Origin of the sequence: Ensifer sp. Root278 (assembly GCF_001429285.1) — a bacterium.
Classification (GTDB): Bacteria; Pseudomonadota; Alphaproteobacteria; order Rhizobiales; family Rhizobiaceae; genus Ensifer.
Window position 1 is genome coordinate 170,342 of the sequence record NZ_LMJJ01000034.1, and the last position, 12,634, is coordinate 182,975.

Annotated in this window: 21 protein-coding genes, 1 tRNA gene and 1 pseudogene; 7 read left to right on the forward strand and 16 right to left on the reverse strand. The window is 59.6% G+C overall.

Going from position 1 to position 12,634, the window contains the following annotated elements; genetic code table 11:
- The first annotated feature begins 335 nt into the window (after positions 1-335).
- Positions 336-713 carry a hypothetical protein gene (locus ASE60_RS20605; protein WP_156414691.1) on the forward strand — a complete coding sequence of 126 codons (378 nt, stop codon included), beginning with the start codon at positions 336-338 and terminating at the stop codon, positions 711-713.
- A gap of 59 nt (positions 714-772) precedes the next feature.
- Here the strand turns inward: ASE60_RS20605 and ASE60_RS20610 are convergent.
- From ASE60_RS20610 to ASE60_RS20645, 6 genes are all read right to left on the reverse strand, one after another.
- Positions 773-850, reverse strand: a tRNA-Met gene (locus ASE60_RS20610).
- 1,172 nt (positions 851-2,022) lie between these two features.
- On the reverse strand, positions 2,023-2,613 hold the full coding sequence (locus ASE60_RS20625) for a transcription termination/antitermination NusG family protein (RefSeq protein WP_057252498.1): 591 nt from the start codon (positions 2,611-2,613) through the stop codon (positions 2,023-2,025).
- An 11-nt stretch (positions 2,614-2,624) separates the two neighbouring features.
- Entirely contained in the window at positions 2,625-2,855 is a 231-nt protein-coding gene (locus ASE60_RS20630; protein WP_057252499.1) for a helix-turn-helix transcriptional regulator, read from the reverse strand.
- On the reverse strand, positions 2,845-3,468 hold the full coding sequence (locus ASE60_RS33990; protein WP_082615952.1) for a hypothetical protein: 624 nt from the start codon (positions 3,466-3,468) through the stop codon (positions 2,845-2,847). Before ASE60_RS33990 ends, ASE60_RS20630 begins: the two co-directional genes overlap by 11 nt.
- Complete coding sequence (locus ASE60_RS34735; protein WP_156414692.1) at positions 3,410-4,246, reverse strand: DUF1376 domain-containing protein; 837 nt, start codon at positions 4,244-4,246, stop codon at positions 3,410-3,412. Before ASE60_RS34735 ends, ASE60_RS33990 begins: the two co-directional genes overlap by 59 nt.
- Positions 4,243-4,614 carry a DUF1064 domain-containing protein gene (locus ASE60_RS20645; RefSeq protein WP_057252501.1) on the reverse strand — a complete coding sequence of 124 codons (372 nt, stop codon included), beginning with the start codon at positions 4,612-4,614 and terminating at the stop codon, positions 4,243-4,245. The genes ASE60_RS34735 and ASE60_RS20645 overlap by 4 nt, the downstream gene beginning before the upstream one ends.
- A 140-nt stretch (positions 4,615-4,754) precedes the next feature.
- On the opposite strand from ASE60_RS20645, the gene ASE60_RS20650 reads away from it, so the two are divergent.
- Positions 4,755-5,057: a DUF982 domain-containing protein gene (locus tag ASE60_RS20650; RefSeq protein ID WP_057252503.1), complete on the forward strand. Its 303-nt coding sequence runs from the start codon at positions 4,755-4,757 to the stop codon at positions 5,055-5,057.
- Positions 5,058-5,131: 74 nt separating this feature from the next.
- Here ASE60_RS20650 and ASE60_RS20655 read toward each other — a convergent pair whose 3' ends face one another.
- Positions 5,132-6,256, reverse strand: coding sequence for a site-specific DNA-methyltransferase (locus tag ASE60_RS20655; RefSeq protein ID WP_057252506.1), 1,125 nt, complete (start codon positions 6,254-6,256; stop codon positions 5,132-5,134).
- Positions 6,257-6,351: 95 nt separating this feature from the next.
- Here ASE60_RS20655 and ASE60_RS33995 point away from each other — a divergent pair, with 95 nt between their 5' ends.
- The gene (locus ASE60_RS33995) at positions 6,352-6,534 is read left to right on the forward strand and encodes a hypothetical protein (RefSeq protein WP_082615953.1); all 183 of its coding nucleotides are present in this window, start codon (positions 6,352-6,354) and stop codon (positions 6,532-6,534) included.
- Positions 6,535-6,621: 87 nt separating this feature from the next.
- On the forward strand, positions 6,622-6,855 hold the full coding sequence (locus ASE60_RS20665; RefSeq protein WP_057252508.1) for a DUF982 domain-containing protein: 234 nt from the start codon (positions 6,622-6,624) through the stop codon (positions 6,853-6,855).
- A 20-nt stretch (positions 6,856-6,875) separates the two neighbouring features.
- Here ASE60_RS20665 and ASE60_RS20670 read toward each other — a convergent pair whose 3' ends face one another.
- The 3 genes from ASE60_RS20670 to ASE60_RS20680 form a co-directional block, all read right to left on the reverse strand.
- Positions 6,876-7,076 (reverse strand): hypothetical protein, encoded by a 201-nt coding sequence (locus ASE60_RS20670; protein WP_057252510.1) that lies wholly within the window; start codon positions 7,074-7,076, stop codon positions 6,876-6,878.
- Positions 7,076-7,459 carry a hypothetical protein gene (locus ASE60_RS20675; protein ID WP_156414694.1) on the reverse strand — a complete coding sequence of 128 codons (384 nt, stop codon included), beginning with the start codon at positions 7,457-7,459 and terminating at the stop codon, positions 7,076-7,078. Before ASE60_RS20675 ends, ASE60_RS20670 begins: the two co-directional genes overlap by 1 nt.
- A gap of 69 nt (positions 7,460-7,528) precedes the next feature.
- Positions 7,529-7,924, reverse strand: a complete 396-nt coding sequence (locus tag ASE60_RS20680; protein WP_057252514.1) for a hypothetical protein — start codon at positions 7,922-7,924, stop codon at positions 7,529-7,531.
- 51 nt (positions 7,925-7,975) lie between these two features.
- On the opposite strand from ASE60_RS20680, the gene ASE60_RS34000 reads away from it, so the two are divergent.
- Complete coding sequence (locus tag ASE60_RS34000) at positions 7,976-8,242, forward strand: hypothetical protein (RefSeq protein WP_082615954.1); 267 nt, start codon at positions 7,976-7,978, stop codon at positions 8,240-8,242.
- Positions 8,243-8,383: 141 nt separating this feature from the next.
- On the opposite strand, the gene ASE60_RS34745 is transcribed toward ASE60_RS34000, so the two are convergent.
- The 4 genes and pseudogenes from ASE60_RS34745 to ASE60_RS20695 all read right to left on the reverse strand — a co-directional run bounded on the left by ASE60_RS34745 (position 8,384) and on the right by ASE60_RS20695 (position 9,857).
- Positions 8,384-8,527 (reverse strand): hypothetical protein, encoded by a 144-nt coding sequence (locus ASE60_RS34745; RefSeq protein ID WP_156414695.1) that lies wholly within the window; start codon positions 8,525-8,527, stop codon positions 8,384-8,386.
- Between the two features lie 536 nt (positions 8,528-9,063).
- Positions 9,064-9,306: pseudogene (locus tag ASE60_RS35795) on the reverse strand (DUF2312 domain-containing protein); the annotation flags it as partial.
- Between the two features lie 3 nt (positions 9,307-9,309).
- A complete protein-coding gene (locus ASE60_RS20690; RefSeq protein WP_057252518.1) occupies positions 9,310-9,612 on the reverse strand; it encodes a hypothetical protein in 303 nt (100 codons plus the stop codon).
- The gene (locus ASE60_RS20695; RefSeq protein ID WP_057252520.1) at positions 9,609-9,857 is read right to left on the reverse strand and encodes a hypothetical protein; all 249 of its coding nucleotides are present in this window, start codon (positions 9,855-9,857) and stop codon (positions 9,609-9,611) included. Before ASE60_RS20695 ends, ASE60_RS20690 begins: the two co-directional genes overlap by 4 nt.
- 87 nt (positions 9,858-9,944) lie before the next feature.
- Between ASE60_RS20695 and ASE60_RS20700 the strand changes: the two genes are divergently transcribed.
- Positions 9,945-10,637, forward strand: a complete 693-nt coding sequence (locus tag ASE60_RS20700; RefSeq protein WP_244495676.1) for a S24 family peptidase — start codon at positions 9,945-9,947, stop codon at positions 10,635-10,637.
- Here the strand turns inward: ASE60_RS20700 and ASE60_RS34750 are convergent.
- On the reverse strand, positions 10,622-10,891 hold the full coding sequence (locus ASE60_RS34750; protein ID WP_057252522.1) for a hypothetical protein: 270 nt from the start codon (positions 10,889-10,891) through the stop codon (positions 10,622-10,624). The genes ASE60_RS20700 and ASE60_RS34750 overlap by 16 nt on opposite strands.
- Positions 10,892-11,036: 145 nt before the next feature.
- On the opposite strand from ASE60_RS34750, the gene ASE60_RS20710 reads away from it, so the two are divergent.
- Positions 11,037-11,861 carry a three-Cys-motif partner protein TcmP gene (locus ASE60_RS20710; RefSeq protein WP_057252524.1) on the forward strand — a complete coding sequence of 275 codons (825 nt, stop codon included), beginning with the start codon at positions 11,037-11,039 and terminating at the stop codon, positions 11,859-11,861.
- On the opposite strand, the gene ASE60_RS20715 is transcribed toward ASE60_RS20710, so the two are convergent.
- A complete protein-coding gene (locus ASE60_RS20715) occupies positions 11,858-12,607 on the reverse strand; it encodes a DUF5131 family protein (RefSeq protein ID WP_057252526.1) in 750 nt (249 codons plus the stop codon). The two genes, ASE60_RS20710 and ASE60_RS20715, sit on opposite strands and share 4 nt — an antisense overlap.
- Between the last annotated feature and the right edge of the window lie 27 nt (positions 12,608-12,634).

Below are 12,634 nucleotides of genomic sequence, written 5' to 3' on the forward strand. Positions count from 1 at the left end.
ACGAGTACGAAAGTGGATTTCTAACCCGTTCGGATTAGTGGAAAAATGAAGCGATCAGATCCTGATACCGTCGCGCATCGGTTGAGAACCAGGAGAAGCAGCCTCTCATACGCTATAGAACGATCCGCGAACGACTTATGTGCCAAAGTTGGACATCTCAACCCAGTAAATTTATGGGCTAACGAACTAGAACATCCGGCTTCGCGGCGAAGTGAGGGCGACCACCCTCCGCATAGACTGCGGTCCTTGGGTGGTCGCGATTTCCAGGGGCACAACTTGAATTTGTTTCGACGTTGAGTGAACGTTATGCTTGGGGGAAATTTTGAGGGGCAACTGTGAAAAACACGTTGACTGCTACATTACTAATAGCTGGGGCGCTCTCGCTTTGTAGCACAAACGCGATTGCCGCGAAGAACGGCATTTTTATCTACGGCTGCACTTCCGACGGGAAACCCGCGCGCATGCGCGTGGTTGCTCCACTCAAGGACAAGGGCGCCGTTGAGGCAGGATTTCGCAACATGATACGGCAGAAAACCTCAGATTGGTTTCTTGCGCAGAAGAAGACTGTCGACCTGACAGAATTCGAGCAAGCCCTCGAAGTCATGATGCAATCAAGCGGCGGTAAGCTCCCAACGCAAAACCCTTTCGCTGTTGCGAGATCTGTTGAGATTGGCAAGCGCGCAGCCTCCCTGAAACTCTATTGCGGCACCTAACATGGTGCTGGAAGCGACCGAAGTTTCCGCGCTCCCGCTCTCCGGGTGACGGGCGAGGCTGGTTGCGGAGACAGGATTCGAACCTGCAACCTCGTGGTTATGGGCCACGCGAGCTACTGCTCTGCTCTACTCCGACGTGACCGGAATTACTTCAGTGGGGCGGCTTTTGTGCGCTTGAAATAGCTACGAACAGCGAACAAGTTGCGGCAGCCATCTGCCTCACCACCTGTGATCCCGCGCGGCGCTCCGGCGAGCGTGGTATAATCCCAACTTGCTACAGAGCTTCGAACTTTGTTGACCAGTCAGGCCGTCTGGCGGGAAGAGCCCACGTGACGACGTCGCTCTCGTATGTGCAAATTGGTACCGGCCATGTTGGGTCGAAAGAACTTCCAAGAACCTGATCATCGCTCTTCAGCAAAGCTGCCGGTCAGCATTCTACTGCTCACGATCCTCGGTATATCGGCCTATCTATTAGTCGAGGGATCCTTACTCGATGGAAAGCGCGTTGCATCCAAGGTCTACCTGCCCGTCCCGCAAACGCAGGATCGTTGAGGAGAAGATCAGAATTTCGGCAATACGCACCTATGGCGGGGGGCGGTGACGTCCTCCCTAAGGCCCGGCGAGTGTCGGGCCGCAGCGGCCCAATTCTTCCCGGACTTGATCAAACTGATGGTAGACCTGTGCACCCCAAACCGGTTCGCCAAGTCTTTAACCCGGCCCCCGCTCGAAAGCTCACCGCGGATCTGATCGACGTCAGACGCCGATAGGATCGCCCGGCCGTGGTTTTCGCCAGATTGTCTGTCCCGAGAGCCGTCCTTCGTCGTGCCTGGCGGGCCGTATGGGTTGAAAACTACCCCGTGCGCGACAGCATCCTGGGCGTTCTCTTTTCTGGTTGCCCAGCGAAGATGGCCCGGGTGCACGCATCCCTGATTGCCGTTGCCGCAAGAATGCGCTGCCTCATGTGCCGACGTAGGCGGTTCGCCATGCACTTCTTCACACATGCGACGATGGGCGCCGGTACGCCGCCGGCCATCGCAACTTCCAACCCATACGACGCCATACCCATTTGGGTGGCGATAGAAGGGAAAGATCAAGCACTCGTCGCCAACATGCGACGAGTGATCAATGATCCATTGCACCGCTGCACTCGCCATGTCTCACCGGGATTTTGGTAAAAATTTCCGAATGGCCGCAAACATCTGTTGCGGCTGGGTTTGCCCGGCGAGTGTTCCCTCAGAAGAGGTCCGCTACAGAACAGCAAATCATCCGTTGTGGAACATATGAGAAACACGGATGATTTGCAATCGGCTCATGCAACCTTGTCGATCATATCCAGTGAAAGATCGACGTGGACGAGGCCGCCGAGGTACTCGACCACAGCTTTGATCGTGTTGCGGCCGGTGACGTCGAGGACGGTGGCCAGCATGCCGCCGACCATGCGATGTTCGGGCGCGATCCGGACCTTGAAATCCTTCGGGAACTCTTCCTGCAGTTGCTTGCGGCTACGCTTCTTGCGGGCGTCGCGCTCCCGATCCAACGCGGCGCCGGCCATAGCCTCGGCGTCGCGGATACTCTCGACGTCGAAATTGGAGATCCGGGTCGGATGGCCGGCAACACCGAGGATAGACGTCACACCGTCAACGCGGGATAGGCGGTAAAAGTCCCCTGTCGGCAGGTACACGAACGAGTATCCGACAATCATGGCGAACCGGCGCTCGATCAGTTCCCTGGTCCGGTGGTGTTTGATGTCCTTCCGGAACGACGGCATGTAGATTTCGATGTCAGCATCGCGGAGGTTCCGCTCGATGATGAACTCGCCCTTGCGTTCCTCGGTCTCGCCGATCCGCGGCGTTGCCGGCCGCTGGGTTCCGGGTCGGGTCTTGATTGCGTACCAGCTCATTGGGCGTTCTCCTATTCGATCCAGCCGGAGCGAAGAGCCAGGCCGACAAGGCCGGTGGCCTTAGAAGCGCCTGCTTTGCTCATGGCGTTGATGATGTTGCGATTGACTGTGTGGATGCTGATTCCCATGATCGTGGCCGCCTCTTCCGCCGTTTTGCCGAGTGATAGCCATTTGACCGTTTCGAGTTCTCGGGCGGCAAGCGGGCAACCTGCGTCTGGGCGGGGGCGAGGCTTATGCAGCATCGGCTCGCCCCTCCGGCACGGACTGCTTCGAGACGCCTGGCGCCCATACCTGATTAATTGCCCAAAGATGCGTTGCGCCGAGAGGCCACCGACGCTTCTTGCAACCGTTAGCGAACTCGTCGTGCGATTGGCATTCGGCGACGAAGATGAAGCCTCGGGCGGCGAGCTCGCGCGCCCTCTCCTCTTGGGTCACTCGCAGGTCCTTCAGCCCGTAACGGGACATGCGGGGGCCGCCCAGCGCAGCGTTTTCGCGGGCAGTCTTGATCAGTTCGGAGGCTCGAACGCGCTCCTCCCGCAGGTTTCGGCATTCAGCGTTCGCCATGACCGCCATCTCCGAAGGGATCGGCAGATAGGCACGGTTCTGCAGGTCGTATTCCCCGCGCTTCAGGCGCACGAAGACAGTGCGCAGGCCATGGAGCGGGACACCCTTGAGCGCGATCCGGTATTCCTCGATCGGATCTTCGGCCTGGATCGATGCGGGGATCATCATGCCGGCGTCCATCAGTGAGGCGATGCACTTGCCGACCTCGTCGACGCCGCAGGGCGAAAGCTTCTCAGTGAGAGCGGAAATCTCGCTCTGTAAGGTCGACAGTCTGGCCGGCAAATTCGTCATCTGGCTCACCGTAGAGGTCTCGTTTCAGTTTCTGGTGGATGTCACGTTGGCGCTGCATGTGAGGGCTCATCGGCCGAGGCGGCGCCTGCCCCTGCGGAAGCTCGCGACTTCCACCTCGATCCTGTCCGCGGGAGAGCCACGAAACGACGAACCGCTTCATGCCCTTGGCCGTCTTGCGCTTCTGCGTGTTGACGTTGAGCCAGGAGCGGATCGCAGCGAGTTGCTGTCGGACGTTCACCGCGGGGTAGGCATCGGACCATTCAGCGACGTCAGCCTCGCTGATCGCCACGAGTGCGCCACCGATTGCAGGAAGTTCGATAACCGTGGGCGAGGCCGGAGCGGATTTATCCGGCTCCGGGCAAGCATCCGAACGAAGTGAGGATGTAGATAGGTTATCGGTTATAGGTGGCACGCGCGTATCACTGCATGTGCTTTGCATTTGCTCTGCACTTGCATTGCTTTTGGATTTGCCGTGCCGCGATGATGCAGCAGACCGACGCTTCTCGATGATGTCGTCGGCCTTGGCGAGTTCGGCATCAATGCGCTTGTGCGTCCAGCCGGGACCGAAGAGCATGGCGAGCATGTCGCGGCTCTCTTCCCACTGTTCCGGTGACAACTTGGCGATACGGGCGATCACGCGCTCGTTTTCGGGAAGAGCGCCGTTCTGCCAGTAGTGCATGATCAGCAGCAGATAGGCGCCGTGCTCGGTCGCGGTCAGGTGGCCGGTGTCAGCGAGGTAGTCGGCGATGTGGAGCGGCATCCATGCGCGATTGCTCATCGGATCACCTCGACTTCCAAGCCGTGGCAGGCCTTCATGAGCTTCTGCTTGATGCGGAACACGGGCGTGACCATGCCCTTCACATCGATGACGCGGCGGCGCTTCATGGCGACGTCCCAAAAGACAAAGTCCGCCCTGTAAGTGCAGACCAGCACGCCATTGATCGTCAGCGCATACGAGCGCTGCATTTCCACGTCTTCGACCTCGCCCGCCTTTTGGCGGAGCTTCAAGCTGGCATAGTATGCGGCCTCCGCCTTGCTATCGAAGCAGATGCCATCGAGAAGCGTGCGCTGGGCCTTGTACTTGTTCCCGCGCTTCGGCTTGGCGATGGCGGCCTGGTACTGGGCGGCGGACAAACGCTCGTTCATGCCGCACCTCCGAAGAAGTGTTTTTGTGCAAGTCGCTGCGTCATCCTCTTGAACTCGCGCAGCCGCGAAAATAAATCTTCAGCGGGCGCTGACGAACAGCGCGTTCCTTGTTGAAAGCCAACGAATTCAGTGAGGTAGAAATGCACCCGAAGATGTTTGACCGGCCAGTTTACCTGCGTGAAAGGAAGGATCTGGTCCTCGAAATCACCAACCTCGACGACGCGATCGATTTCCTTGAGGAATGGTCCAAAGGGGATCGCGATATCATTCACGACGCGACCCTGAAGACTTGCTACCTGGCACATGACGGCCACAAGCCAGTCCAGGTGGCGCGTGACGCTCTCCGCTCCTTCGCGAAGAAGAAGGGCATACTTGTGAAGGCTCCCGCGGTCCTGCCGTGGATGATTAAAGCCAAGCCGGGCGGCGGTCGAATCTCCCCGTAAACTGACATTCGATCGTGAGAGGCTGCGCTCGCGGCCTCTCTTGTCATAGCCTGATGCTGGGTATGGAAGCTTGATCATGCCGCGTCCTTTCGCTCTGCGCCTTCAATGCGCCGGACGGCGATGTCCGCGTATTCGGGATTGAGTTCGATCAGGATGCTGCGAAGGCCAAGCTGTTCGGCGACGAGGCCGACCGTCCCGGAACCTCCAAATGGATCGAACGCGACACCCTGGTTTCGGTCAAAGGCCTCGCAGATCGGGCCGCAGCCACTAGCCGCGCCGCAGCAACCGCAAACGGACTTAGGAGATCCGGCAGACAGGCAGCGCCGCGCCAGTTCGCGCGGGAACGTGGCGAAGTGGGCCTCACGGCAGCCCTCGATGTTGAAGGTCCAGACGTTGCGACCATTCCGCATCTCGGGGGTGTAAGTTTCGACCCAAGTTCCTGCGCGGTTCTGACCGGGAGTGCTCCCCTTGGCGGGCTTGTACTGGCCATCCTTCCGGCGTGCGTGCGCATTGCCGGTCGTCGGCTCTTTCAGCGCCTCCGGATCAAAGAAGTACCTCTCGCTCTTGGTGAGCAGCCAGACCTTCTCATGGACGGCTGCCGGGCGGTCGTCGACGGATTCCGGCTTGGGGTTCGTCTTGTTCCAGACGATCTCGGATCGGACCCACCAGCCATCGTCCTGCAGGGCGATCGCCAGCCTGTTCGGGATCATGCAGAGATCCTTCGGCTTCATGAACCCGCCAGCGACTACACGGCCGCCGCTCTCGAAGTGCGATTGGCGACCGCCAGACGAGAACGCGCCGCGCGCCTTCGAGTGTTTAGGGTCGTAGACGGGCCCGACGGTCGAGAAAGGCTTATCCCGGAACGTCCGGTCGTCGCTGCCATCAGTCTTGTAGGCCTCTGCGCTCTTTCCGTTCGGGGTCGCGGCATAGCAATCGCCGTAGTTGACCCAGACGGTACCGTGCGCCTTGAGAACCCGACGGATCTCGCGGAAGACGCGGACCATGACATCGAGGTGCTCGCCGAGTGTGCGCTCGAGGCCGATCTGGCCTTCGACGCCATAGTCGCGCAGGCCCCAGTAAGGCGGGCTGGTGACGACACAGTCGACCGAGCCCGAAGGCATGGCGCGCATAACGTCGAGGCAATCGCCAACATGGATAGTGCAGCGCCCGTGGAGGATGGAGCGGGTTTCGAAGCTCATGCCTCACCTCCCCGCTCACGGCGAGCAGCGAACGGATCGAGCTTTTGGAACAAACACCACTTGGTCGTGGTTGCACCACCAAATAGGAGGCGAGCATGCCCAAGACCCCAATTCCGCAGCCACCGGATCCGGTATTCCCGCCGGACCTGCCGCCGGATGTTCCACCAGATCTGCCGGAGCCCCCGATCGAGGAGCCAGAGCCCGACGTCGGTCCGGACGAAGCGCCCGCCATCACCCCCGTCCCCGGCGCGATAATTCCGCCGAAGATGGGAGATTGAGCTTGCCGTAGTGCTACCCAGCACCGCCCCATTGGAACAGTTCTCCCTAATATACGTTTGTGGGAAGCCTGACCCACGGAGGACACCATGGCCAGCATCTGGGATGCAAACGTCGAGTTGAAGATAGACGATCGTTTTCACGTCATCAGGAACGCCCGAGAGGCGGTCGCATTCCTGATGAAATCCTGGCCCGAGACGAAAAGCGAGAGTTACGCAATAGCTCGAAAAATCTGCCTGGATGCGGCCAATGGAATAGTCCCTAGCGCCGACGCCAGGGCAGCGTTCGAAGCTGCCGCGAAGGAAGCCGGACTTCTGCGATAGGCCCGAGGTGAGGAAATTAATCATGCTGCCTGCCCTCGCCGCTCAAGCGCCTTCAGGTACGCGGCCTTGATCTCCTCAAACCGAGCGATGTCGTATTCCTTGGTGGCGATCTCGTTTTCGGGGCGCGGCTTCTTAGAGCCGTGGCCGTGGTCATCGAGCCAGGTCATAGCGCTGGCGATGCGGCGATCGAGCCAAGCGATCATTTCGGCGGGGTCGGTCATCAGTGCGCCACCCCGTATTCGGCCTCGATGCTGCTCAGCCATTCCAGCCCCTTGCGCGCAACACGGCGATGGCTTTCCTGGCAGCAGCTGTCGTTCATGCGGACCGAGATGTCGGCCCAGCGGCTGTGCATCATCTTAACGGCAGCGGTCAGCGCAGCCTTGAAGCTCTCGTGCTCACCCCAGAAAGGGCCGCCGTGTCCGCAATACCCACCGACGCTGTCACCGGTATTGATCGACCAGGTACCGTCACCGTTGGCCATGACGCCGATTTTTCCATAGCTCCAGCCGCTCTTATCGAGATTGGTTTGCAGCCACAGCGGTTCATCGACGGCGGGCGCCGGCGCGGGCATCATCAGGTCGAACATAGAAAGCTGTTGCATCACTGGTCGCTCCCGTCCGTAAGTTCCGGGCAGATCCATTCCGCGAGCGACGAGCCGATACCGCGCAGTTTCTCAGCGATGATCAGCCGTTGCTTCAAGCTGAGCCAACGCACGAATACGGGCGGTTTTTTCGATGAATTCGGCATGGTCCCTCTTTGCTGCGCGCAGCAGCGCTCGTTCTTCCTTCGCGGCTTCCGCAGCCGCGTAGAGTTCCATCATCTGCCAGTGGCGAACGACGTCGGTTTCGTTGTTCCACCAGGCCTTGAGCCGCCTTTCGGTCCATTGCTTCTTGGGCTCGCCCTTGTGTGGGAAGAGCTTCTGAAGCGTTGCCGCAGCTTCGAAGAACATGTTCCCAATGCGACCGCCGCCGCCGATGGACCGGATGAGGTAATTTGCAGTAGCAACGTCATCCATGTGCTTGCATTTTCCCTGCTTCGTCTTCTCCAGAATTCTGGATTTCTTTTCCATGTTTTAGGTTCCCGCCTATGACACAGTGTCATTGCTTAGGAGACACTGCAGATGAGCAGAAACCTTACAGACCAGTCCGAAGAGAGCCTGACCGCGCCAACGGTCGGCGCTCATTCGGAGGTCGAAAATCTCATTCCTTTCCGCAGAGGAACCCGGGCGCCGCATCCCGCCTCTGCCGCCGGTGACGATCCCCTGTCGTCACCGGCCATTCCTTTGGGATCTGCTGTTCAAGCCGTGGTCATGAGACTGGCGAACAAGCGGATCCGGTTGAGAGTTGAGAGCCCCAGCCGGGAGGAGGAAGACTGGGGCTCTCATTGATCGCGAGGGAGGAGGAGAACCGCGATCAATCCTTTGGCCGGAAGCCGTTCCGGCGAAATTCCAGTTCGGAAAAGAGAGCGACACCGCCGAGAAGCAGCATTGCGGCGACGACAGTCGCGACGAGCGCAGCAGCAACGAACATCAGGCAGCCCTCTTCTCGGTTTGATCTTCAGGCTGCCGGCTCTCGGCGGCCTTGAACCTGTTTGGACCGGGGCGAACGTCTTTGACCTCGCCCTCAATGAAGCGCTGAACCATCTCGTCGAGGCCGGATGAAATCTTCCTCATGCAAGTTCCTCCGCTGGCTCGCGTTCGCGCATCGCTTTCGCGCATGTGTGGCAGTGGTTTCGGCCATAGCCGCCGCATGCCTCCGGCTGCCGGCAATGCGGCCTCAACGGGGATGGTGGCTTGGCGGTAAAAGAGGTTGCCCGTTCAGCCTCCGGGCCAGAGGGTTCAAGGTTGACGGGGCCTCCTTCGAGACCTGCGCGCGTCGCGCTGCTCTCTACATTTTCGCCTCCTGTGCTGGCGACGACGATGCCGGTGGCGACGGCCGGGCTTACACGCTCGCTGGGGGGTGCCGAACCACCATCGGTCTCGGCGCTCTGGGTGTTGGAATTGGTGGGGAGGTCGAGGCCACCGTCGGAGCGCCGGGCGTCGTCGAGGAACTCGCCGGTCGTCGGATCGATGCGCTCTTCGCGCTCAATCATGATGTCGACTGCGGTCAGCAACGCCGCCCTGCCCGCTTGGGTCTGCATAGCGGTCGCGACAGTCGAAACGAGCTCAGGGCTCATCTCCGGCTCGGGTTCGTCGAACATGTCCATCTGGATCATGCCGAGTGCCTGGAGATAGGTGTCGAGGATAGCTTCCTGCTCGGCGCGCACGTCTGCATCGATCTTCCGGATGGAAATGACCTTGCGCAGGATCTTCGTATCGAAGCCCATAGCCTTGGCTTCGCCATAGACGTCCTTGATGTCGTCGGCGAGGATCTTCTTTTCCTCTTCGAGGCGCTCGATACGCTCGATGAAAGAGCGGAGCTGGTCTCGCGCTACTATGTGTGCGTCAGACATGTGTTACGCCTCCTCTGGCGAGGCGCCGAACTGCACCTCAAGCTGGGTAATCAACTGGTCAAGAGCGTTGCGGCCAGGGCGACGAGGGTTGAAGCGAAACTCGACCCGGTCGTCATTGATCGAGTGCGGGAGTTCGCACATCGCCTCGATGATCTTCTTTCGGGGTTGAACGTTGCGCTCACGCTCGGCGAGAAGTGCTCTGGCAATGATCTCGACGCTGCTGTTGCTGTTCCAGTTCACAGCGTTACGAAGGGCGCGTGCCGCTTCCCAGATGTCGTCGGGAATGGTCTGACCTTCGGCGCTCATTGGGCGAGTTCCCTTTCGGGACGCGTCACGGTCGCCGGCCACTCGGCGCCCGCCGGCCAGTTGGTCGCAAACCAAGCGACCACCTCATCGTACTTCTTCGCCGTGAAAGTCTTTCCGTCCCGGATTCGGGAGAAGAACCGGCCGTCTGCGGCGCATTGCTTACCAACGGTCGATTCCGTGAGTTTGCGCGCCGCGCCGTACCGCTCGGCCAGAGTGAATAGATTTGAGGTGAGTTCGTTTTCCATATCCAAATGGATAGTTGAAAATCTCCCACTCTTCAAGAGGATATTTTCAACTCGCGAATTGAAAGGGTTTTTTCCTACAATTCAGCCATGACAGATCTGAAAACCATCGTCGAAAAACGACTTGAAGAACTGGGCCTTAGCCCCATCGAGGCAGCCACCCGCGCCGGGTTGGAGCGCACGTTCCTGCGCGACATCATTGTCGGTCGGAAGAAGTCGGTTCGCGCCGACAAGATGGGTGAGCTCGCGCGTGCACTAAGCCTCGACCCCGGTGCGCTTGCGCAAAACGAGATGGTCGCCGTCCCCGCCCCTGGCTCACCGGCGGCGACACGCCCCACGCCAAATGCAAGCTTCCCGCCGCGGTGGCAGCAGTTCCCGGGCGATACGTCCATCCCGCTTAGAGGGCATATCGCTGCCGGCGCGAATGGACGGTTCATCATGAATGGGCAGGACATCGCCACGGTGTTCTGTCCGCCTGGCCTTGAGGGCGTCGAGGGCGCCTACGCCGTGCAGGTCGACGGCCGTTCTGGTGAACCGCGCTTTTTCCATGGCGAGACAGCGTGGGTGAACCCTCATTTGAAGGTCCGCCAGGGCGACGACGTCGTCGTACAGATCCTCGATGACGATGAAATTTCCAGCTACCTCAAGCGATTCGTGTCGAAGTCCAACGACCTATTGCGCCTCTATCAGTACAACCCCGGCGAAGGTGAAAGCCACGACCTAGAATTCCGAGCCGACAAGGTGTTCGCGGTTCATAAGGTCGTGTTTCATGCGATGCTCTGAAGCACCTCATCGCAGCGCCACGACGGGCGAATGGTCAGGTTTCGAAATGCCGGCGGCATCTTCGGGCATTCGCTGCAGCGGATCTTACGGCAGAGCTGCATGTAATTGTGAACGCCGAGTTCGGCGGCCTTCACCAGGTTTTCAAGGCGAAGGATGCGGGAATGCCCGCAATCATCGCAAGCCACGTATACGCTCTCAAGTTCGACAACCAGCCTCAAGGCCTCGGGGTGATCTACTGGAGCGGTACGCGTCATTTTTCTCTCCTGCGTTCCTGTTTTGTTCTCACCAAAACAACAGGAATGCGGCCGGGAGTCGAGTCGATTTTCAGAAATATTTAGCTTGCCACAACAGCTAGAGGAGCGGCCGGTGGCAAGCCCAAGATATCCGCGGGGCAATTAAATGGGCGACCTAATTGAAGGGGATGACGGGCTTCCTGCGGAGGACGTCGGACCATGGGCGAAGGAGAAACATGATCTCCTCTGTCGATACATCGACATCTCAAAATCGGCGCGAGCCAAGTACCTGGGACCAGGCAAAGGCGGAGCCGCCTATATCGACCTGTTTTGCGGCACTGGGCGATGCCGTGTCCGCACCACCGGAGAATGGATAGACGGGGGCGCAGTCGCCGCATGGAAGAAAAGCGTTGAGGGTGGCAAGCCCTTTACCCGGGTGATCATTGCAGATGCCGATCCTGTGCGTCTAGATGCCACCGTGCAGCGCTTGCAGCGCGCCGGAGCTCCGGTTGTGAGCGCCTGCGGGCCAGCGGTTGAAACCGCCTTCTTCGCTCTTCAAAGAACGCCTCCGCACGGCCTGAATTTCGCGTTCCTTGATCCGTACAATCTCGAAGCCCTCGACTTCAAAATCTTCGAGACGCTATCCCGAGTGAAACGCTTGGACGTGCTTGTCCATCTGAGCAAGATGGATCTTCAGAGGAACCTAGACAACAACCTTTCAGCCGCGATGTTCGCCCTCGACGCGTTCGCACCGGGATGGCGAAGCGTGATCAACGTCGAACAGGCACAAGGCGGAATCCGAACTGAGGTGATCGAGCATTGGCGCGATCTCGTCCAGAAGGTGGGAATGGACGCCTCTCGCGACGTGCGCTTGCTTAAGGGCACGCGTGGCCAGCACCTATATTGGCTCCTGCTCCTCGCCAGCCACGACCTAGCGCTCAAGTTTTGGAAGACGGCGGCCAATCCGGAAAAGCAAGGCAACCTGTTCTAGGCCGATAGTGCCGGCATCGCGTCCCAGGTACGCCCGCGGTAGGAACGCCCGGTCGCCTTTTTGTTTTTGCCGCCCCATTGCTTGAAAAAGAATGCCGAACCGGCCTCTGAGCACATCTCGAAGATTTCATCGATCCACAGCGGATCCATAGGCCGTGCATTCGGGCCGGACTCCCCGCCAACAATGGCCCAGTGGATGCCGTCAAGCCGGCCGGCGGCAACCGAGCCGATGAGCGGTTCAAACGAAACGAAGCGAATTGCGGCAGGCACTCTGCGCAGCTCGCCGAGGCGATCTATTACACGGCCATCTTCTACGCTGGTTCCAAGCCAGACATTAGGCAGAACGTCGAAACCGTCGCGCAGGATGTCCGCCATGCGGTCCGGACGCTTGGTCAGGATCTGGTAGGTGTGCCGGCGGGTCTCGGCCATTGCCCGCCAGACCTTTCGAATGAACTCAACCGGCACGTCCGGGTGGAAAAGGTCAGACATCGAGTTGACGAAGACGTTCCGCGGCCTTGCCCATGTCGACGGTACGGAGAGTGCGTTCTCGTCGAGATAGAGGGCGCCTGTCCATTTCGCTCGGCCGCCGCTCTTACGTGTCAGCCCGCGATATTTCTCGAGCCCCATGGCTTCCAGGCGCGCCGCCATCCGCATGGCATAGCAGTTGGTACACCCCGCACTCATAATCGAGCACCCAGCGACGGGGTTCCAAGTTGCATCGGTCCATTCGATTGATGTTTCAGCCATAGGACGCTCTCCGACCTTCAGAGATAA